The sequence below is a fragment of the Pararhizobium sp. IMCC3301 genome (genome assembly GCF_030758315.1).
In the GTDB taxonomy this organism is placed as follows: domain Bacteria; phylum Pseudomonadota; class Alphaproteobacteria; order Rhizobiales.
This window is the reverse complement of record NZ_CP132336.1, coordinates 789,008-808,383: the sequence shown is the minus strand read 5'-3', so window position 1 is coordinate 808,383 and position 19,376 is coordinate 789,008. Positions and strand designations below refer to the sequence as shown.

The window sequence follows — 19,376 nt, the reverse complement described above, 5'->3', positions numbered from 1 at the left end:
CGGATCATGTGCTGTTCATATCGAAGCGTTCTAATACAGAACAACGCTGCGGATGGATTCCCCGGAATGCATCAGATCAAAACCCTTGTTGATGTCGTCCAGCGGCATGGTGTGGGTGATCATCGGATCGATCTGAATTTTGCCGTTCATATACCAGTCGACGATTTTGGGCACGTCGGTGCGGCCCCGGGCACCGCCAAAGGCGGAGCCGCGCCAGGAGCGGCCGGTGACAAGCTGGAACGGCCGGGTGGAAATTTCCTGGCCGGAACCGGCAACGCCGATGATAATGGATTCGCCCCAGCCCTTGTGGCAGCATTCCAGCGCCTGGCGCATGACATTTGTATTGCCGATACATTCAAACGAATAATCCGCGCCGCCGCCGGTCAGATCGACCAGATAGGACACCAGATCATCGCCCGCTTCTTTGGGGTTGACGAAATGGGTCATGCCGAACTTCTCGCCCCATTCCTTCTTGTTGTCGTTGAGATCAACGCCAACAATCATGTTGGCTCCGGCGAGTTTACAGCCCTGAATGACGTTCAGGCCGATGCCGCCCAGACCAAACACCACACAGTTCGAGCCGGGCTCGACTTTGGCGGTGTTGATGACAGCGCCGATGCCGGTTGTGACGCCGCAGCCGATGTAGCAGATTGTCTCGAACGGCGCGTCTTTGCGGACTTTTGCCAGCGCGATTTCCGGCAACACCGTATAGTTGGCAAAGGTGGATGTGCCCATATAATGCATGATCGGCTTGCCTTCGATGGAAAACCGCGATGTGCCGTCCGGCATCAGGCCCTGTCCCTGGGTTGTGCGGATGGACTGGCAGAGATTTGTCTTGGGATGCAGGCAATATTCGCATTCGCGGCATTCCGGCGTGTAAAGCGGAATGACATGATCGCCCGGCTTGAGAGAGGTCACACCGGAGCCGATTTCGACAACCACACCAGCGCCTTCATGGCCCAGAATGGCAGGAAAAATTCCCTCAGGGTCATCACCTGAGCGGGTAAACTCATCAGTGTGACAAATCCCGGTTGCCTTGATTTCGACCAGAACTTCGCCAGCCTTGGGTCCGCCCAATTGAACCGTGGTGACTTCCAAAGGTTTGCCTGCTTCAAAAGCGACAGCCGCTCTTACATCCATTGTTTCATCCTCAGCGTTTCCTTGTGCCAAACTACACGGCTGGTGTGCAGGTGCAACGGTTTTGTAACCCGTGCCTGCAGTTCCGGTAAACATGCAGCGATCCGGCTTATGTGTGATCTTTCACTTGTTTCGCATCAGCCCAAGTGCCATATCGGAACAACGAAATTCCCGCCTCATTTACGGAACCATTCCATGACCCACGCTGATATGCCCGCTCTGTTTGAAGACGATGACGACATCAAGTCCAAGGATGAGGACAAGGAAAAATCGCCTTCCGTCGATAAATATCTGTTTGATGCGCGGACGGTGTTGATAACTGGTCAGGTTTCCCAGGATATGGCGCGGGATGTCTCGGCGCGGCTGCTGGCTCTTGCGCAGGCGTCGGATGATCCGATCCTGGTGGTTGTGTCTTCACCGGGCGGCCACGTTGAATCCGGCGATATGATCCACGACATGATCCGCTTCATCAAACCGACCGTGAATATTCTGGGAACCGGCTGGGTGGCCAGCGCTGGCGCTCTGATTTATGTATCGGTGCCGAAAAAGCACCGTTTTGCGACCACCAACACCCGTTTCCTGTTGCATCAGCCATCCGGTGGTGCGGGCGGTGCAGCCAGCGACATTGAAATTCAGGCCCGCGAAATCATCAAGATGCGCGACCGTTTGAACAAGATTTTTGCCGATGCGACCGGGCAGAAGATCGAGCAGATCGAAAAAGATACTGATCGCGATTACTGGATGAGCGCCAAAGAAGCGATTGATTACGGTCTGGCCGGTAAGGTTGTCGCATCTTCTGCCGAGATCAAATAGGCAGCCTCAGTTTCGCGCAATCTGGCCAGGCGGGTCAGGTGCGGACCGCACACCAAACTGGAGACGATCATCTTTCGGGCTCTTCCTTGGCGTTGCCGAGCCGGTAAATCCCTTTGAAACCTTCGCTGGGATCGACGGGCTTTCCCTTGCGTTTGATCACAAGCCGGTCGGCCCGGGCCAGCGCAATGGCGCGGGTCCGGATCGGCCTCATCAACAGCCGCCATTGTTTTTCATCGGAACCGGCCAGAGCACGGGCAATTTGGGATGGGCAGATGGTCTTGTGTGCAGCGCAAGATGCGAGGTGTTCGAAAATGGCTGTGTCGATCTGGTGCTCCAGGTCACTCACGCGTCAGGACCCACTTCAAGGCTGTGCAGCGCGGCGCGCCGCGACGCGGAAAAGAACTGACGTCTTATCAGTACCAGAAGCACATAGGTCGTTGTCACCATGAAAACTACCGGGCCGAGAAACCATCCCAGAAAACCCATGGCAAAAAAGAATGCCCGCAATCCCCGATTAAAGTGAATTCCCGCCAGAATCGTCATTTCCGTTGCGCTGAGAAGGGCGGACTTTGCCAAAGCGCTATCGTGTTCATCCCTGGCCGGAACAGCGCCGATCAGCATCGAAGCGTAGTTGAACAGGCGATAGGCCCAGCCGAATTTGAAAAACGCATAAGCGTAGACCAGCAGCATGCCCAGCACCTTGGTTTCCCATTCCGCCCGTGTCATTTCAATGGAGTAGGGCAACTGGCTGAACACCGCCAGAACCTCTTCGGTCGAGCTCAACAGGGCAAATGTCCCGCCAATGGCAAAGATTGAAGTTGAAGCGAAGAAAGCAGTACCCTGTTGCAGACCGGCCATGATCGAGGTGTCAACTATGCGCAAGTCGCGCTTCGCCATGGTCTGCATCCACTGCGCGCGCTGCTTGTCCATGGCAGTGGACAGTGATCTTTCCCTGATCCTGGAATGATCCAGAAGATAGGAATAGATGGCCCAACTGGTGATAAACCAGAGCACCGCAATGACGTCCATTGGCGCTAGTTCAGCAAATATATTCATTTGATGAAAATGCAGTCCAGAGCGTCAAAACACAAGTCAGTTCGGCAGATTTCTGCATTGGCAAATTCGCCCTTGCACAAAGTGTTAAAAAAGTCTAAATGGCACGCTGCATTGCAGCAATCACTGTCCCGAAGGGCTGGTGCAAGGCTGCAGAATTGTCGTAATCAACAGAAGATCAAAATATGTATCAACAAAATGGAGCCTCCTGTTGGGGCGCGGCACGCTGGACTTTATATGCTTCCGCATGCGTGCTATTGATATTCTTCCTGGTCAGCAACTCTGAATCGGAATCAGTTTCGGCACCGGTTGCTGCCGTCGCCCAGTAGGCTTTCCCCGGCGGTGAGATAAATTGCAGAAAATCATCAGAACTGCTGCTGATCTCGTTACCGAAGCCGAAGCCGAAATTGTTGCCTTGACTCCAATCGACGTGAAAACGCGCCTGGCCGGGGAAAACCCGCCTGTGCTGATTGATATCCGCGACATTCGGGAATTGGCAAAATCCGGCAGGATCAGCGGCGCTGTGCATGCACCCCGCGGTATGCTGGAATTCTGGGTGGACCCGGCAAGCCCCTATCACCGCGCTGTTTTCAGTCAGAATGACAGTTTCATTCTGTTTTGTGCATCTGGCTGGCGGTCTGCGCTTGCCACAAAAACCCTGCAGGATATGGGGATGACAGGGCTGGCTCATATGGCGGGCGGCTTTAACGCCTGGGCAGCAGCGGAGTTGCCTATTGAGATTGAACCGTCAGAATCCTGACAGCAGTTGTATTGCAAATGCGCCTTCCGTTCCGGGTTACGCACAGCCCGGCCAGTTCTCTTCATTGCCACAGCCGTGATAGGGTGGCTCGGTCAGAGATTCTGACACAGCAACAAATGTGCTCTTCAAACCGGTAGTTGATCGCTTCATGCCACTCAATCTCATCAAATTGTGCGTTGGTGCGGAATCGCTCGATGATCTCGAGCAGTGGATTGCGCAGCGCACCGCCCGGGCGAAACAAGCTGGTGTCGAGCCGGAACATGCTCACACAACCAGAATGATGCCGAAGCGACGCGATGAATTGCTCGATGGCGGATCGCTGTACTGGGTCATCAAGGGCAATGTGCAGGCGCGCCAGAGGCTGCTGGATGTCCGGCCCTTTACGGATTCGGCCGGGATCAGCCGGTGTGATCTGGTGATGGAACAAATTGTCAGGCCGACCCAGTGGCAGCCGAAGCGGCCGTTTCAGGGATGGCGCTATTTCAGGACAGAAGATGTGCCTGCCGATTTGACGGAAGATGCCCAGGCACTGAAAGATATGCCTGATGCGATGCGCACCGAACTTCTGGAACTTGGTCTGCTTTAAATCGTGGCGGCCATCAGGCGATAGACAATCTGGGCAGCGGTAAAATCCCAGGCCGAATTGCCGTCCGGCGCCAGTTCAACCACATCCAGCCCGACGCAATTTCGGCCCTGAAGCGCGTGCTCTACCAGATGCAGCGCCTGGTAAAAGCCAAGTCCGCCGGGCACCGGTGTACCTGTCGCCGGCATCACTGATGGATCGAGACCATCGACATCGAATGAAACATAAATATCCTGTGGAAAATCCTCCGGCAGGTCCATTTGATGAATGTTGCCGGTGACCAGTGTTTCGCTGTCGACATGGAACACATTATTGTCCCGGCGGCTCTGCATTTCCGCTCGGCACAGGGCACGGACGCCGAATTGCGCCAGACGGACGCCTTCTTCGGCCAGCAGATGCATGACGGAAGCATGAGAATGCCGATTGCCCTGATAGGCCACCCGCAAATCCGCATGGGCATCTATCTGGACCAGCCCGAGCGGGCGGCCAAGGGCTTTTTGCACGCCCATCACGGCGCCATAAGACAGGGAATGTTCGCCACCCAGCACCACCGGCAGCTTGTTGTTCGACACCGCGTCGAAAGTCCGTTTGCTGATGGCTTCCATTACCTGCGGCATCGGAGCGCTGCAATCCACCGGCTGTTGTGTGGCGATGCCAAACCGGCACGGCTCCAGAACCAACTCGCCGATCTGGCAGATGCGCTCCAGTTCATTGCTGGCTTGCAGAATCGCTGCGGGTCCGCCAGCTGTGCCCGAACCGTAGGAAACCGTGCGTTCCAGCGGAACCGGGATAATTGTAAACCGTGATTTGGCCGGATCACGTTCAGCGCCGCTCAATTCACTGTCGAGAAAGTCGGTCACGAGAGGCGCTCCAGAAAATCGTTGTAGCCAAATTGCTTGACGATGCGCAACGCATCGCTATCGGAGTTCCAGACCGCAATCGACGGCAGCGGCACTCCGTTGAAGGTGTTTGTCTTGACCATCGAATAATGCGCCTGATCGAGAAAGGCGATGCGCGAGCCAATCTGGAACGGGACCGCAGGCGTGTAATCGCCAATGACATCGCCGGCCAGACAGGAAGGGCCGCCTATGCGGTATACCGGTCCGGTCCCGGGGGCTCGTTCTCCCAGAAGGGCGGGACGGTAGGGCGCCTCGATAACATCCGGCATATGGCAGGTGGCAGACAGATCGCTGATCGCCAGATTCATGCCGTTTTGCGGCAGGTCGAGAATTTCTCCCACTAGTATACCGGCATCAAGCGCGACCGCTTCGCCCGGCTCCAGATAGATATCGAGACCATAGCGCGCGCGTATCCCACGGATGAAGGCCACCAGACCTTCGCGGTCATAATCGGCCCGCGTGATATGATGGCCGCCGCCAAAATTTATCCATTTCAAACGCTTTAGCCACGGGCTGAGCGTCTGTTCAATTGCATCCCAGGTGCGTTGTAATGGCTCAAAACCCTGCTCGCAGAGCGTATGCATGTGCAGACCGTCAATGCCCGCCAGAACGGCGTCATTCAGTTGGGAAACCGGTGTGCCGAGCCGGGAGCAGGGGGCACAGGGATCATATTTGGCAATCTCACCTTCAGAATGCTCAGGATTGATGCGCAACCCGATCTGAACAGGTTTCCCGGATGCCTCGATCTGTGGCAGAAACCGGGCTTTCTGGGCCGGCGAATTGAAAATGATGTGGTCTGAACAGGCAATGATGCTGTCAAAATCGGCAGGCTTGTAACCGGCACAGAATGTGGCGACCTCACCGTGATACTTGTCATGCGCCAGGCGCGCTTCATGAACGCCCGAAGCGCAGGTGCCGGACAGATAGCGCCCGACAAGAGGCGCCAGTTCGAACATTGAAAAAGCCTTCAGCGCCAGAAAAATCCTGGCCTGCGAGCGCTCTGCAATATCGGCCAGAATCGCAAGATTGCGTTCAATCGCAACTTCATCGACAACAAAACAGGGGCTGGGAACGCGGGACAGATCGAACCGGGCGAAGCTGCCCGGATCGCCGGCCTTTGTCTGCATGATCGGGATATCGCCGGCCATCTTCAAAAATCGACCGGAGCGTCCAGTTCATGCACTTGCCAGGGCAGCCCTTGGGTGTTGAGCATCTCCATGAAGTTATCTGGATCGAGCTGTTCCATGTTCCATACGCCGGGTTTCAGCCACACACCGGTGATGATCTGGGCCGCGCCGATCATCGCCGGCACGCCGGTCGTGTAACTCACCGCCTGGCTGCCCACTTCCGCATAACATTCTTCATGATCGCAGATATTGTAAATGTAATAGGTCTGTTCCTTGCCGTCTTTTTCCCCGGTGACAATGTCACCGATGCAGGTCTTTCCCTTGGTCAACTCGCCCAATTCAGAGGGGTCCGGCAAAACGCTTTTCAGAAACTGCAGCGGTACGATTTCGACACCCTCATGCATGACCGGCTTGATCGAGGTCATGCCGATATTCTGCAGCACCGTGACATGGTTGATGTAGGCATCGCCAAACGTCATCCAGAAGCGGGCGCGTTGCGTTTCCGGGAAATGGGTTTTCAGACTTTCCAGCTCCTCATGATACATCAGATACATATTGCGTGTGCCGACACCGGGGAAATCAAACGCCACCTTGTGGGTCATGGCCGGGGAGGTGACCCAGTTGCCGTTTTCCCAGTGCCGGGCATCGGCGGTGACTTCACGAATATTGATTTCGGGGTTGAAATTGGTGGCGAAGGCCTTGCCATTGTCGCCGCCATTGCAATCCAGCACATCGATCTGCCGGACCGTATCCAGCTTGTGCTTCTTCAGCCATGTGGCAAAGACGGATGTCACGCCGGGATCGAAGCCGGAGCCGAGAATTGCTGTCAGGCCGGCCTTTTCAAAGCGCTCGTGGTAGGCCCACTGCCAGTGATATTCGAATTTTGCCTCGTCTTCGGGCTCATAATTGGCGGTGTCGAGATAGTGGATACCCGCTTCCAGGCAGGCATCCATCAATTTCAGGTCCTGATAGGGCAGAGCCAGATTGACCAGCAGGTCGGCACCGCTGCTGCGGATCAGTCCGACGACAGCAGCAATGTCCATGGCATCCACTTGTGCAGTTTCGATAGTGACGCCGGTGCGCTGTTTGACCGCGTCCGCTATCGCATCGCATTTGAATTTGCGGCGACTTGCCAGAGTGATTTTCGTAAAAATCTGCGGGTTCATTGCCATTTTGTGGACAGCAGCCGACGAGACGCCACCTGCACCAATGACCAAAGTGTTTCCGGTCAATTTCGTCATCTTGTGCCCTTTCAATGCGGGATTATTCGAAATAGGTATAGCTGTTGATAGCTTCACGGTAGGTGGCGATGAGCAGCTTGCGTTCGGACGACTTCAGCCGCTTGTCCGAAGTCGCAAGGTCAAGCAGCTTGCGGAAATCGTCGACACAGTCTTTTGGATCAAACTCTACATAAGACATAACTTCGGCAATTGTATCCCCCTCGACTTCCTGCAGCAGATCGAAGTGGCCGTCCTCACGCAACTCAATGGTAACGACATTGGTATCGCCAAACAGATTATGCAGATCGCCCAGGGTCTCCTGATAGGCACCGACGAAAAACACGCCGAGATAATAAGGCCGCTCGTCCGTCACGTCATGCACTGGCAGCGATGGGGACAGGCCGTCCGCCAGAATGAATTCATCAATCTTGCCATCTGAATCGCAGGTGATATCCGATAAAATGGCCCGGCGCATCGGCTCTTCATTCAGTTGCTGCAACGGTGCGATCGGATGAAGCTGATTGATCGCCCAGACATCGGGAAGTGACTGAAACAGTGAGAAATTGCAGTGATAGATATCGGCAAGCGCATCAAGCTGCTCATCGATCTCGGTGGAATGTTCGGCTTCATGAGCCATCAATTTGATGCGCGACATCAAATACAGATAAATCCGTTCAGCGCGGGCCATTTGCCGCAGGTTGATGACGTTGCGCAGAAACAGATTTCGCAACTCATTGCGGTAGAAGCTGGCATCGTTGATGCACTCCTGCAGACGTTTGGGCTCGAGATAGGTCTCAATCGCCGCCAGATCCTTGACATAATGATAGTCGGAGGGTTCCGGCTTGCTGGCGACGCCGCTGTCATAAAGAGTAGTTTCCAGAACGTTGAATATCAGCATCGATGAAGTCGCGACAATTGCACGGCCGCTTTCGGTGGTCAGGGTGGGGTGTTCCAGACCCGCCTCATCCATGGCGTAACGGACTGTCTCGACCACATTCTCGCAATATTCCATGATGGAATAGTTGATCGAACTCTTGGAAGCTTTTTTCTCACCGGTATAATCGACGCCCAGACCGCCGCCCAGATCGAGATGGGTCAGCGGTGCTCCTTCTTTTGTCAGATCGACAAAATAGCGGCATGCTTCGACAGAGGCCCGGCGCACATCATTGACGTCGGGAATTTGACTGCCCAGATGCGAATGCTGAAATTTCAGGCAATGCAGCAGTCCGACATCGCGCAGTCGATCAATCACCGACACCAGCTGGTCGGTGTTCATACCGAATGTGGAGCGGTCGCCAGAGCTTTCGGCCCAGTCTCCGCCGATGCGGTTGAAGAGTTTTACACGCACGCCCAAAAGTGGCTCCACACCCAATTCCTGATAGGCCTCGATGACTGTTTCCAGCTCTTTCGGACTTTCCAGAACAATCGCGGTGTTGAATCCGAGCTTGCGTGACAGGATTGCCAGTCGGATGAATTTCAGATCCTTGACGCCATTGCACATCACAAGTGCGTCCCGCTCCAGCGACTGCGCAAGGGCAATGACAAGTTCCGGCTTTGAGCCTGCTTCAAGGCCAAATGAATAGGGCCGTCCGAAATCAACGATCTGCCTGATGACCTGTGCCTGTTGATTGACCTTGATGGGAAACACGCCGCGATAAACGCCGCGATAGCCTGCCTGTTTTATGGCGGTTTCAAACGCGTTATTGATGGAGCGGATTTCATTTTCAAGGAATGAACTGACCCGCAACAACAATGGAGCATGGATGCCGCGTTGTTCCAGATCGCGGATGATGGAGGGCAGGCTGATGGGAACCGTGTCAGGTTTCAAGGGGTTTTTCAGGCCGACATCGCCATTTTTCAGCACAGTCAGAAGATCGCGGCCCCATCGCTCGAACCCGTAAATCGCGTGCGGCTCCTGGTCGGTGGAATCGTCGGTCGTGCCTTTGGCGGCGATGGATGACATATACGGGTTCTCACAGCAGATGAAGGTGTCGGCAAGCGGGTTCGCAAACCATGAAATGATCTAAGGACATCCACAAGCCAGTGCCAGCTTTTTCTTAGCGAAACGATGCGCATATATTGTGGCGCATCAGGAGGGGGCCGGGCGACCGGCGGAACTGTCCGCGAGCCAGATGCAGAAAGCCCGGCCGGAGCCGGGCTTCAGAAGTAAACCGCAGTGGGAGCGCATCATGCCTCGTGCCGGGACTCTCCAAAAGAAATCTCGACCGCCATCGCCCCGTCTGGGGCGTAGCACTCGATGACCAGTTTTCGTCTGGGAAGCGTGTGGCGGCGGGCGCGGGCGCTGTGGCAGCGCACGAAATTCAACAATTCGCCTGGTTTGTGTCTCAATCCGGCTAATTTGAACCTTGGGCCATCAGGCGCTGTCGCCTGATCATAAGCCTTTTCAATCCGGGCGCTGAAGGAATGCGCTGTCGGGTGTTGATGTCGGGTTGCTAACGGATAGGTCTCGTCGAGAAGCATGTTTTAATCCCAGTACACAATACACTTAAAGGGAAGCTGCCAGTACTAACGCAGCGCGATTACCGCAGTGCGAGGCAGGGGAAGTCTTTCGTTTCAAGATACACACAGGCTTTGCGCGCAGATGCCTGGTCGGAAAATCCGGCAATGCGGGCACGATGCAGGGTCTTGCCACGGCTGATAACGGGTTCCGTGAAGGGAACCTTGCCGCGCAAGTGGCTTGTGCCGACATTCATGGCACTGCCCAGCAAAATATTGGCGGCTTCTTCGCTCGGCACTGCGCCGATCTGTATTTTCCAGCCATCGGGAAGGTCAGGTGTGTCATAGTCATCGCGGCTGCCCATTTCGGGTTCTTCAGATGCAGCGCTTGCCGAAATGCTTGCCGTTATAATGTCCTCGACAGCGACCTGCGGAACAAAGTCTTCTTCCACAGACAGGGCGGCTTCGGCAGCGACTTTGCGGGCGCGGGGCACCGGCGCGGGCTGAGCCGCCAGCTGTGCTGTCACACGGGCTCCGGTAGATGCGGATTTCAAATGGCGTCCGATCAGGACTTTCATATGTGCATCACGGGACTTGCCGGTGCGTCCGCCCATCACAACGGCAACGATCTGACGTCCATCCCGCTTGACCGATGTCACCAGATTGAACCCTGATGCCCGGATATAGCCGGTCTTGATACCGTCAACACCCTCAACGGTTCCAAGCAAACGATTGTAGTTGCGATAGTTCTTGCCGGCGTAGGAAAAAGTCCGGGTTGAAAAATATTTGTAGTAGGTCGGAAAGCGATCCTGGATCGCGATGCCCAGCGTTGACATGTCGCGGGCAGTGGTACGTTGGCCGCCATTTGGGAGGCCCGATGCATTTTTAAAAGTTGTTTTTTTCATGCCGATCGAGCGTGCAGTATCCGTCATCATGGAGGCGAATTTGATTTCAGTTCCACCAACATGTTCAGCAATCACCACCGCGACGTCGTTTGCAGACTTTGTAATCAGAGCCCTGATCGCATCTTTGACGAGGATCGTGCTGCCCGCCTTGAGGCCAAGTTTTGAAGGTGCCTGACCAGCGGCCCTGTTTGACACCTTCATTTTGCTATCGAGACTGACCCGTCCGGCCTCGAGTTCTCCAAACAACACGTAAAGCGTCATGATCTTGGTCAGTGAGGCAGGGTAACGCATACTGTCGGCATTGTCGGAATACAGGATCTTGCCTGTTTTCACATCGATCACAATGCCGGCATATTTTGCATTGGCATTTGCAGTGGCTGTCAACGAGACAGAAGCAACCACAGCAACCATCACTGTTATGAAGGCAGTTTTAATAAGGTTCTCAGCTGTATTTTTCAGCTTGGAGTACACATACATCAGCACGATTTGCACCCATTTGTTTGCGAGCGGAAATTTGTTTGCTTCGAGCAACCCAGTGTTGCACCGATCAAAATGGCCCAATCATGGCGACATGGGCAGTCCGCAGCGCGTTCATTCAAATTTTCATCAATTTACAAAAAACAGAGTTACGAAACCGTAAAGCCGGGACGTATTTTTTTGAATTCCGCCAAAAATATTTTTTGTGCAGTGCACAAAAATTGCTGGACAAACCATGTTGCACTGCATATATATCGATCAGGCAAACAGATTAACTGCGCAAATGAAGGAACCCAGATCATGATGCAGAACATTGAAGACATCCAGAAGCAGGCCAAAGAAAACATGGACCTGGCAACTGAAAACCTGTCAACCGTCTCAAAGTCGGTTCAGGCTATTGCAACTGAAACTGCTGATTATGCCAAAAAGTCTTTTGAAGACGGCACTCAGGCTGCAGAAAAAGTTTTTGGCGCAAAAAGCTTTGACAAATTTGTCGAAGCTCAGACCGAATATGCCAAAAACGCTTATGAGGCCCATGTCAGTGAAATGAACAAGCTGGGCGAAATGTTCGTGGATCTGTCCAAGACCGTTTACAGCCCTGTTGAAACGGCTTTTGCACGTTTCAGCAAGTAAGGCTCGCAAAGCTTTACCGACGATTGGCAGCTCTTACGATCTGCCCCGCGAAGCCAGCCCGCAAGGGTTGGCTTTTTGCGTTCCGGGGACTTTTAATCGCAGTGCCTGCGCCTATATTAAGTCTCTTGCGCAGCCGGGCGAAGCGCCGTTGACATGGGACCTGAACGGTCCTTGGGGTGTGTTCATGAAAACACATAGGCCTTTTGCGGTGAAACTTTCGGGGTGTTGCGTTTTTGAATCAGACACGACGAACGACTGGTGGTATGCTGGTCGGGAAATCTCGGAGCCGACCCTGGCCGGTCCGGCACAGTTAAAGGCAGACAGCAGCGATTGTTTATGACCAACCCTGATCGCGGCAGCTCAGATGATGATGGTGACAGTGACTCCGGCACAGTCGTTGTCACCAAGACGAAACCGAAGGTTAAAAAGCCGAGCCTTTACAGGGTTTTGCTTTTGAACGACGATTTTACGCCGATGGAATTCGTCGTGCATGTGTTGCAGCGCTTCTTCAGCAAGACTCAGGAAGAAGCAACCCGGATCATGCTTCATGTGCATCAAAATGGCGTCGGTGAGTGCGGTGTGTTCACCTTTGAGGTGGCGGAAACCAAGGTCACACAGGTGATGGACCTTGCAGTCAAGCATCAGCACCCTTTGCAATGTGTAATGGAAAAGAAGTGAGGATTTAACTTGCCGTCCTTTTCAAGAAGTCTGGAAAAAGCCCTGCACAACGCCCTGGCACAGGCCAATGAGCGGCGACAGGAATATGCCACGCTGGAGCATCTGCTTCATGCGTTGACAAATGACGCCGATGCGGCCGCCGTGATGCGTGCCTGCGGAGTGGATCTGGATTTGCTGCGCCGCAACCTGATGGAATATATCGATACGGAGTTGAGCAATCTGATTGCCGATGCCGATGTCGATACCAAGCCGACTTCGGGCTTCCAGCGCGTCATTCAGCGGGCGGTTATTCATGTCCAGTCTTCCGGTCGGGAGGAAGTGACGGGCGCAAATGTTCTGGTTGCGATTTTTGCCGAACGGGAAAGCCATGCGGCTTACTTTCTTCAGGAACAGGATATGACCCGCTACGACGCGGTAAATTATATCAGCCATGGAATTGCCAAACGGCCTGGCATGTCGGAACCGCGTCCGGTCAGTGGCGCGGAAGACGAAGATGCCACAACGGTGGAATCCGAAGAGGCCGAGGACAAGAAAACGCCGGATGCTCTGTCGGCCTATTGTGTTGACCTCAATGAAAAGGCAGCCAAGGGCAAGGTGGACCCATTGATCGGCCGCGACAGTGAAGTGCAGCGAGTGGTCCAGGTGTTGTGCCGCAGGCAGAAGAACAATCCGCTTCTGGTTGGTGACCCCGGTGTCGGCAAAACCGCCATCGCCGAGGGACTGGCGAAACGCATCGTCGAAGGCGATGTGCCGGAAGTCCTGCTGGCCGCGACCGTGTTTTCTCTGGATATGGGAACACTTCTGGCCGGCACACGCTATCGCGGCGATTTTGAAGAACGTCTGAAGCAGGTGATGAAAGAGATCGAAAACTATGAGGGTGCGATTCTCTTCATTGATGAAATTCACACTGTGATCGGTGCTGGCGCCACGTCCGGTGGCGCTATGGATGCTTCTAATCTGTTGAAACCGGCTTTGGCAGCCGGAGCCATGCGCTGCATCGGCTCGACCACCTATAAGGAATATCGTCAATTCTTTGAAAAGGACCGGGCCCTGGTGCGCCGTTTCCAGAAGATCGATATCAACGAACCGAGTATCCCGGACGCGATTAACATTCTGAAAGGGCTAAAGTCACGCTACGAAGATCATCACAAGGTGCGCTATACCAATGATGCTCTGAAAGCTGCGGTGGAATTGTCTGCGCGCTATATCAATGACCGCAAATTGCCGGACAAGGCTATTGACGTGATTGATGAAACCGGCGCGTCACAGATGCTGGTTCCGCTGAGCCGCCGCAAGAAGACGATCAATGTCAAACAGATCGAAGATACCATTGCGACCATGGCGCGGATTCCGCCGAAATCCGTCTCGAAAGACGATTCCGAGGTCTTGAGGGCGCTCGATACAAATCTGAAGCGGGTTGTTTATGGTCAGGATGCGGCACTTGAAGCCCTGTCATCGGCTATCAAGCTGTCCCGCGCCGGGCTGCGTGATCCTGAAAAGCCGATCGGTAATTATCTGTTCTCGGGGCCGACCGGCGTCGGCAAGACCGAGGCTGCCCGCCAACTAGCGTCGCTGATGGGTGTTGAGTTGCTGCGGTTCGACATGTCCGAATATATGGAGCGCCATACGGTATCACGGCTGATCGGGGCTCCTCCCGGATATGTCGGTTTCGATCAGGGCGGCCTGCTGACCGATGGCGTCGATCAGAATCCGCATTGTGTTCTCCTGCTTGATGAAGTTGAAAAAGCCCATCCCGATCTGTTCAATATTCTGTTGCAGGTGATGGATCACGGCAAGCTGACCGACCATAATGGCAAGCAGATCGATTTCCGCAATGTGGTGATCATCATGACCACCAATGCAGGTGCTTCGGAAGCCGCCAGAAACGCAATCGGCTTTGGTTCCACCAAGCGCGAGGGCGACGATGAAGAGGCGATCAACCGGTTGTTTTCTCCCGAATTCCGCAACCGGCTGGATGCAATCATTCCGTTCGGCAGTCTGCCCCGGGAAGTTGTCTACAAGGTTGTGGATAAATTTGTCATGCAGCTGGAAGCGCAGCTGGAAGATCGCGGCGTTACGTTTGAACTGTCGGAAGCTGCCACAGCATGGCTGGCTGATGCCGGTTATGATGAGCTGATGGGGGCTCGTCCGCTGGCACGGATCATTCAGGAGAATATCAAACGTCCGCTGGCCGAGGAAATTCTGTTCGGCGATCTGCAAAAGGGCGGCACCGTCAAGGTTGATACCAAGGTGAATGCCGACGGTAAGACGGGTCTTGAGCTGAAGGTCGTCGAAAATGCTCCGGTGAAGCCGAAGAAAGAACAAACGCCCGCCAGGACGAAAAAGCGCAGCACGGCGAAATCCAAAACCGCCGGAAAAAAACCGAGCGGTGGTGCGGGTTCAGTGCCGAAAGTTCCGCTTCCGGCCAAATAGCACGCCTCATGCTGCCTCTGATAAAAAGCCGCGTCCGCAACGCGGCTTTTTTGTGTGACTTTGGGATGGTCATGCTATCCAGACAAAATGGATTCCCCGTCAGCAAACCTCTCACCCGATAATCGCCCATCAGTCCCGACCGCCAGTCGGATGACATGGTATTTCCGCGGCATGAGCGGCATTGTCTCGGTGCCAGCCTTCATTTTGATGATGAGTTATGTCGGTTTTGGCGCTTTTGCCAGGGAGGCGGGCATGACATTGCCGCAGGCCGCCTTCACGACAGCGACTGTATGGGCGCTTCCCAGCCAGGTGGTGCTGGCCGGATCGCTTGCTGCGGGAACCAGCATCGGGCTGGTCGCCCTGGCGGTGGCTCTGGCATCGGTTCGCCTGACGCCGATGGTCGCAGCCTGGGTGCCGGTGGTGCGCGGACCGGCAAGCACCCGGCTCTCGCTGGTTCTGATGTCGCAATTTGTCGCGATTACAGCATGGATCGTTTCGATGAACCGGCTGCCTGATCTGCCAAGAGAGGGGCGCGGTGCCTATTTTATCGGATTTGCCTCCAGTCTGACGGTCGGCAACACGATCGTTACCGTGGCAAGTTTTATTCTGGCAGGCGAGTTGTCGGATGCCTGGCGCGGTGCGCTGCTGTTTCTGACGCCGATTTATTTTCTGACTTCGCTGACCGCCGCTGCCAGATTGCCATCGGACAAGTTGGCCCTGTTGTTCGGTCTGATCTTCGGCCCGCTGATTTACATGACCGGCGTTCAACTCGATTTGTTGTGGTCAGGTCTGCTGGCTGGAACATTGGCGTTTTTCATCGACAGGCTGATCCGCAACAAGGCAGAATCTGCATGAATCTGACTTTTGCCAGTCTGGAGGCATGGTGGTGGCCCTATGCCTTTATTTTGCTGGCCGGATCGCTGCCAACCAATATATGGCGGTGGCTGGGGGTGTTTGTCGGCGGCGCGCTGCACAATGATTCCGAGCTGTTGCTGTGGGTCAAGGCTGTTGCATCCGCGCTGATTGCCGCGGTGATCTCCAAACTTATTCTGTTTCCGACCGGTCCGCTGGCTGACACATCAGTGTTGCTGCGCGTGGGGGCTGCAGCTTTCGGAATGATTGCTTTCTGGCTGTGCAAAAAGAATATTCTCGTCGGTGTCGTGGCGGCAGAGGCGGTTCTGCTGGCGGCACTGTTTCTGTAAAGCGGTGCGCCGGGGAACAGAAATTTTGCGGCGCCCGGTCAGGCGAGTGCAGCACGGATTTGTTCAGCCTGATTTGCCAGAAGATCAGGGTCGGCCATGTCGACGGTGTGGGGCCGCAGGGCGACGCCGTTGTGGCGTGGTATGACATGGAAATGGGTATGAAACACCACTTGGCCGCCGGCATTCTCGGAAAATTGCTGCAGGGTAATGCCGTCAGCATCAAAGGCTTTCTTGAGTGCTTTGGCCAGCTTTTGTGCGGTGATCGTGAGGGCGCTCAGATCGGCGCTATCGATATCCAGCAGGTTACGGGACGGAGCCTTGGGCAAGATCAGAACATGTCCGTCTCCGCGCGGCATGACATCCATGATGGCAACGGTTTTTTCGTCTTCGAAGACTTTGTGGCTGGGCAGTTCGCCACGCAGAATTTTGGCAAAGATGTTATTCGGGTCGTAAGCGGTCATGCAATTCCTCAATCGGTTTTCCTGAACGGCGTATGAGACGTCAGAGCCTGTTGCTCCAGTTTCACATGAAGGCGTTCCTGTTCCAAATAATTTTCCACCGCGCTGCGAAATCCGGAATTCGGAATCCAGTGTGCCGAGTAGGTGGTGGTCGGTATATAGCCGCGGGCGAGTTTGTGTGCACCCTGGGCACCGGCTTCAACGGTCTGATAGCCATTGGCGATGGCCCAATCGATGGCCTGATGGTAGCACAGCTCAAAATGCAGGAATGGATGATCTTCCAGACAGCCCCAGTTCCGACCGTAGATGGTGTCAGATCCGATGAAATTCAGGGCCCCGGCGATGTAGCGGCCCTGGCGTTTGGCCATGATCAGCAGTACCCGGTCGGCCATGCGCTCACCGATCAGGGAAAAGAAACGCCGTGTAAGGTAGGGCGAGCCCCATTTGCGGTTGCCGGTGTCGATGTAAAAATCGAAAAAGATATCCCAGTGCTGTTCGGTCAGATCGTTTCCCGTCAGCCACTCGATCTCGATGTCATTTTCCAGAGCCTTGCGGCGTTCCTTGCGCAACGCCTTGCGCTTTGACGAAGACAGAGCGGCGAGAAACTCCTCATAGGAGCCATAGCCATTGTTCTGCCAGTGGAACTGTTGATCGGTGCGGCGCAGAAACTGGTGATCCGACAGGGCGTTCCATTCATTTTCAGTGAGAAAGGTGAGATGCGCTGAAGAGGCTTCATACTGCACCGTTATCTGTTGAATGGCTGCGGCCAGCAAGGTTTCAATCTGCTTTTGCCGAGACCGGTCCGCTATCAGCATCCGCCGGCCGGTGACAGGTGTGAACGGGATCGAAATCTGCAATTTGGGATAATATTCCCCGCCGGCGCGCTGATAGGCGTCGGCCCAGCCATGGTCGAAGACATATTCTCCCTGGCTGTGGGTTTTCAAATAGGCCGGAACAACGGCCAGCGGCGCGCAGCCAGGCGTCTCCAGCACCAGATGACGGGCATACCAGCCGGCCTTGGCTACTGCCGAGCCGGATTCTTCCAGCGACCACAGATAATCATGCGACAGGAAGGGGTTATAGGCGGTTTCCTGAGGTTTTGAACCAAGCGGTCTTTTGCCGGTCCAGCCGGGATTTGCACATGCGTCCCACGCCTCGCGGCCAATCTCGGACAGGCTGGAGAGGACTCGCACAGTGTTGGGCAGATCAGCGGTTTTTTGGTTAGATGCCATCGCTTCTATTTATGACGCAGATCCGGGATCAAAACCCTCAAATGTGATCTGATCACAAAATTTTTGCGCCTTGGCGGCTTGCTGCGGCGTGCGCACGGTCCAGCAGATGACCGGAACACTCATCAGATTTTCAAACATCGCGACCGCCGGATGCGGCAGATCGTCGATGTTGTAGGAGATAAAGTCCGGTCTTGTCCAAGGCCAGTGCAGCATTTTGGAGAGCCTGAAGCGTTCAAACCGGCTGAGGAACTTCCAGTGCTCGATGTCGCGATAATGCTCCGACACAATGCCATTGGGCAGATGCGGCAGCCAGCGCTGGGCCGCTGCCACCAGAACTGGGTCGAATGACATGGTCGCTACCGGGCCGAAATAGGTGCCGATGGTTTCGGCGACGCGCAGCGCCAGCCCCTCATCCTTGTCCCATTTGCTTTTCAGCTCAATGATCAGCGGGACTTTACCATCAATCTGGTCGAGCAATTCCTGAAGGGTCTGAATCCGGTCCGGACCATCGTTGAAAACGATGTCCTTCAATTCGGCAACCGACAGCTCCCGCACCACAGCCTTGCTTTTGGTGATGCGGCCGAGCGTGTCATCGTGAAACACCACGACCTGATTGTCCCGCGACAGGCGGACATCGCATTCGATGGCAAAGCCTGCGCCAATAGCGGCCTGAAACGAACTTTCGCAGTTTTCCACGCGGCCTTGCGTTTTGTCATGCAAACCGCGGTGGGCGATGGGACCTGCAAACAGGGAAGCGGTGTCGGTCACGGATTGCTATATCTCAAATATGGCTTCAATTTCGACGGCAACCCCAAAAGGAAGCGCGGCGACGCCAACTGCGGAACGCGCATGGCGGCCCTTTTCACCCATCACCTCGACCATGAAATCGGAAGCGCCATTGATCACCTTCGGCTGGTCAGTAAAGTCCGGCGCCGAGTTGACAAATCCGACGAGTTTTACCAGGCGTTTGATGTTTTCAAGTTCGCCCAGAGCGGCCTTCGCCTGAGCCAGAAGGTTGACCGCACACAGTTTGGCGGCAGCCTGGCCTTCCTCGACACTGGTATTTTCGCCAAGCTTACCGATATATTCAAGACCGCTGGCTCCCATCGGAACCTGGCCTGAGACGTAAAGATAAGCGCCGCTTTTGACAAAAGGAACATAATTTGCGGCGGGTGCAGCCGCCTTGGGTAATGTGATATTCATTTCTTTCAGGCGATCTTCGATTGACATAAATTATTTCCTTGATTGTCAGTGGTAAAGTGAATCGGATTGCGGCGGTGCAAATGCCATCGGCACGTTGCATTTAACT

The 19,376-nt window shown here is 54.8% G+C and carries 21 protein-coding genes; 8 read left to right on the top strand and 13 right to left on the bottom strand.

Annotation, left to right across the window (positions count from 1 at the left end; all coding sequences use genetic code 11):
- Positions 1-30: 30 nt before the first annotated feature.
- A complete protein-coding gene (locus tag RAL88_RS03665; protein WP_306267378.1) occupies positions 31-1,140 on the bottom strand; it encodes an S-(hydroxymethyl)glutathione dehydrogenase/class III alcohol dehydrogenase in 1,110 nt (369 codons plus the stop codon).
- Between the two features lie 192 nt (positions 1,141-1,332).
- Here RAL88_RS03665 and RAL88_RS03660 point away from each other — a divergent pair, with 192 nt between their 5' ends.
- Positions 1,333-1,950, top strand: coding sequence for an ATP-dependent Clp protease proteolytic subunit (locus tag RAL88_RS03660; protein ID WP_306267377.1), 618 nt, complete (start codon positions 1,333-1,335; stop codon positions 1,948-1,950).
- A gap of 67 nt (positions 1,951-2,017) precedes the next feature.
- Here RAL88_RS03660 and RAL88_RS03655 read toward each other — a convergent pair whose 3' ends face one another.
- The gene (locus RAL88_RS03655) at positions 2,018-2,296 is read right to left on the bottom strand and encodes a DUF3253 domain-containing protein (protein ID WP_306267376.1); all 279 of its coding nucleotides are present in this window, start codon (positions 2,294-2,296) and stop codon (positions 2,018-2,020) included.
- The gene (locus RAL88_RS03650; protein ID WP_306267375.1) at positions 2,293-3,006 is read right to left on the bottom strand and encodes a DUF599 domain-containing protein; all 714 of its coding nucleotides are present in this window, start codon (positions 3,004-3,006) and stop codon (positions 2,293-2,295) included. Before RAL88_RS03650 ends, RAL88_RS03655 begins: the two co-directional genes overlap by 4 nt.
- 349 nt (positions 3,007-3,355) lie before the next feature.
- Here RAL88_RS03650 and RAL88_RS03645 point away from each other — a divergent pair, with 349 nt between their 5' ends.
- Positions 3,356-3,763: a rhodanese-like domain-containing protein gene (locus RAL88_RS03645; RefSeq protein WP_306267374.1), complete on the top strand. Its 408-nt coding sequence runs from the start codon at positions 3,356-3,358 to the stop codon at positions 3,761-3,763.
- Between the two features lie 148 nt (positions 3,764-3,911).
- The gene (locus RAL88_RS03640) at positions 3,912-4,349 is read left to right on the top strand and encodes a DUF1489 family protein (protein ID WP_306267373.1); all 438 of its coding nucleotides are present in this window, start codon (positions 3,912-3,914) and stop codon (positions 4,347-4,349) included.
- On the opposite strand, the gene speB is transcribed toward RAL88_RS03640, so the two are convergent.
- The 6 genes from speB to RAL88_RS03610 form a co-directional block, all read right to left on the bottom strand.
- A complete protein-coding gene (gene speB, locus RAL88_RS03635) occupies positions 4,346-5,206 on the bottom strand; it encodes an agmatinase (protein WP_306267372.1) in 861 nt (286 codons plus the stop codon). The two genes, RAL88_RS03640 and speB, sit on opposite strands and share 4 nt — an antisense overlap.
- The gene (locus RAL88_RS03630; RefSeq protein WP_306267371.1) at positions 5,203-6,393 is read right to left on the bottom strand and encodes a carboxynorspermidine decarboxylase; all 1,191 of its coding nucleotides are present in this window, start codon (positions 6,391-6,393) and stop codon (positions 5,203-5,205) included. The genes speB and RAL88_RS03630 overlap by 4 nt, the downstream gene beginning before the upstream one ends.
- A gap of 2 nt (positions 6,394-6,395) precedes the next feature.
- Positions 6,396-7,613 carry a saccharopine dehydrogenase family protein gene (locus RAL88_RS03625; protein ID WP_306267370.1) on the bottom strand — a complete coding sequence of 406 codons (1,218 nt, stop codon included), beginning with the start codon at positions 7,611-7,613 and terminating at the stop codon, positions 6,396-6,398.
- A 22-nt stretch (positions 7,614-7,635) separates the two neighbouring features.
- On the bottom strand, positions 7,636-9,555 hold the full coding sequence (gene speA, locus RAL88_RS03620; RefSeq protein ID WP_306267369.1) for a biosynthetic arginine decarboxylase: 1,920 nt from the start codon (positions 9,553-9,555) through the stop codon (positions 7,636-7,638).
- A 224-nt stretch (positions 9,556-9,779) separates the two neighbouring features.
- Positions 9,780-10,073 carry a hypothetical protein gene (locus RAL88_RS03615; protein WP_306267368.1) on the bottom strand — a complete coding sequence of 98 codons (294 nt, stop codon included), beginning with the start codon at positions 10,071-10,073 and terminating at the stop codon, positions 9,780-9,782.
- 59 nt (positions 10,074-10,132) lie between these two features.
- Entirely contained in the window at positions 10,133-11,365 is a 1,233-nt protein-coding gene (locus RAL88_RS03610; RefSeq protein ID WP_306267367.1) for a D-alanyl-D-alanine carboxypeptidase family protein, read from the bottom strand.
- A 141-nt stretch (positions 11,366-11,506) separates the two neighbouring features.
- Here RAL88_RS03610 and RAL88_RS03605 point away from each other — a divergent pair, with 141 nt between their 5' ends.
- The 5 genes from RAL88_RS03605 to RAL88_RS03585 all read left to right on the top strand — a co-directional run bounded on the left by RAL88_RS03605 (position 11,507) and on the right by RAL88_RS03585 (position 16,377).
- The gene (locus RAL88_RS03605; RefSeq protein ID WP_306267366.1) at positions 11,507-12,064 is read left to right on the top strand and encodes a phasin family protein; all 558 of its coding nucleotides are present in this window, start codon (positions 11,507-11,509) and stop codon (positions 12,062-12,064) included.
- 336 nt (positions 12,065-12,400) lie between these two features.
- Entirely contained in the window at positions 12,401-12,742 is a 342-nt protein-coding gene (clpS, locus tag RAL88_RS03600; RefSeq protein WP_306267365.1) for an ATP-dependent Clp protease adapter ClpS, read from the top strand.
- Between the two features lie 9 nt (positions 12,743-12,751).
- A complete protein-coding gene (clpA, locus tag RAL88_RS03595; RefSeq protein WP_306267364.1) occupies positions 12,752-15,175 on the top strand; it encodes an ATP-dependent Clp protease ATP-binding subunit ClpA in 2,424 nt (807 codons plus the stop codon).
- A 150-nt stretch (positions 15,176-15,325) separates the two neighbouring features.
- Positions 15,326-16,030 carry an AzlC family ABC transporter permease gene (locus tag RAL88_RS03590; RefSeq protein WP_306267363.1) on the top strand — a complete coding sequence of 235 codons (705 nt, stop codon included), beginning with the start codon at positions 15,326-15,328 and terminating at the stop codon, positions 16,028-16,030.
- Positions 16,027-16,377, top strand: coding sequence for an AzlD domain-containing protein (locus RAL88_RS03585; RefSeq protein ID WP_306267362.1), 351 nt, complete (start codon positions 16,027-16,029; stop codon positions 16,375-16,377). The genes RAL88_RS03590 and RAL88_RS03585 overlap by 4 nt, the downstream gene beginning before the upstream one ends.
- A gap of 38 nt (positions 16,378-16,415) precedes the next feature.
- Here RAL88_RS03585 and RAL88_RS03580 read toward each other — a convergent pair whose 3' ends face one another.
- Genes RAL88_RS03580 through RAL88_RS03565 form a run of 4 tightly spaced genes read right to left on the bottom strand, consistent with a single transcriptional unit; the run spans position 16,416 to position 19,297 of the window.
- Entirely contained in the window at positions 16,416-16,838 is a 423-nt protein-coding gene (locus tag RAL88_RS03580; protein ID WP_306267361.1) for an HIT family protein, read from the bottom strand.
- A gap of 8 nt (positions 16,839-16,846) precedes the next feature.
- Positions 16,847-18,067 carry a GNAT family N-acetyltransferase gene (locus RAL88_RS03575; RefSeq protein WP_306267360.1) on the bottom strand — a complete coding sequence of 407 codons (1,221 nt, stop codon included), beginning with the start codon at positions 18,065-18,067 and terminating at the stop codon, positions 16,847-16,849.
- 9 nt (positions 18,068-18,076) lie between these two features.
- Entirely contained in the window at positions 18,077-18,835 is a 759-nt protein-coding gene (locus tag RAL88_RS03570; RefSeq protein WP_306267359.1) for a glycerophosphodiester phosphodiesterase family protein, read from the bottom strand.
- A 6-nt stretch (positions 18,836-18,841) separates the two neighbouring features.
- Positions 18,842-19,297, bottom strand: coding sequence for a RidA family protein (locus RAL88_RS03565; RefSeq protein WP_306267358.1), 456 nt, complete (start codon positions 19,295-19,297; stop codon positions 18,842-18,844).
- Positions 19,298-19,376: the final 79 nt, after the last annotated feature.

What these genes read in the sequence shown, in the direction of transcription:
- RAL88_RS03585 (WP_306267362.1), top strand. Translation starts at nt 16,027, where the DNA reads ATGAATCTGACTTTTGCCAGTCTGGAGGCATGGTGGTGGCCCTATGCC.
- RAL88_RS03660 (WP_306267377.1), top strand. Translation starts at nt 1,333, where the DNA reads ATGACCCACGCTGATATGCCCGCTCTGTTTGAAGACGATGACGACATC.
- RAL88_RS03580 (WP_306267361.1), bottom strand. Translation starts at nt 16,838, where the DNA reads ATGACCGCTTACGACCCGAATAACATCTTTGCCAAAATTCTGCGTGGC.
- RAL88_RS03665 (WP_306267378.1), bottom strand. Translation starts at nt 1,140, where the DNA reads ATGGATGTAAGAGCGGCTGTCGCTTTTGAAGCAGGCAAACCTTTGGAA.
- speA (WP_306267369.1), bottom strand. Translation starts at nt 9,555, where the DNA reads ATGTCATCCATCGCCGCCAAAGGCACGACCGACGATTCCACCGACCAG.
- RAL88_RS03610 (WP_306267367.1), bottom strand. Translation starts at nt 11,365, where the DNA reads ATGGTTGCTGTGGTTGCTTCTGTCTCGTTGACAGCCACTGCAAATGCC.
- RAL88_RS03590 (WP_306267363.1), top strand. Translation starts at nt 15,326, where the DNA reads ATGACATGGTATTTCCGCGGCATGAGCGGCATTGTCTCGGTGCCAGCC.
- RAL88_RS03615 (WP_306267368.1), bottom strand. Translation starts at nt 10,073, where the DNA reads ATGCTTCTCGACGAGACCTATCCGTTAGCAACCCGACATCAACACCCG.
- RAL88_RS03640 (WP_306267373.1), top strand. Translation starts at nt 3,912, where the DNA reads ATGCCACTCAATCTCATCAAATTGTGCGTTGGTGCGGAATCGCTCGAT.
- RAL88_RS03650 (WP_306267375.1), bottom strand. Translation starts at nt 3,006, where the DNA reads ATGAATATATTTGCTGAACTAGCGCCAATGGACGTCATTGCGGTGCTC.
- clpS (WP_306267365.1), top strand. Translation starts at nt 12,401, where the DNA reads ATGACCAACCCTGATCGCGGCAGCTCAGATGATGATGGTGACAGTGAC.
- RAL88_RS03605 (WP_306267366.1), top strand. Translation starts at nt 11,507, where the DNA reads ATGGCCCAATCATGGCGACATGGGCAGTCCGCAGCGCGTTCATTCAAA.
- RAL88_RS03565 (WP_306267358.1), bottom strand. Translation starts at nt 19,297, where the DNA reads ATGTCAATCGAAGATCGCCTGAAAGAAATGAATATCACATTACCCAAG.
- RAL88_RS03575 (WP_306267360.1), bottom strand. Translation starts at nt 18,067, where the DNA reads ATGGCATCTAACCAAAAAACCGCTGATCTGCCCAACACTGTGCGAGTC.
- RAL88_RS03625 (WP_306267370.1), bottom strand. Translation starts at nt 7,613, where the DNA reads ATGACGAAATTGACCGGAAACACTTTGGTCATTGGTGCAGGTGGCGTC.
- RAL88_RS03630 (WP_306267371.1), bottom strand. Translation starts at nt 6,393, where the DNA reads ATGGCCGGCGATATCCCGATCATGCAGACAAAGGCCGGCGATCCGGGC.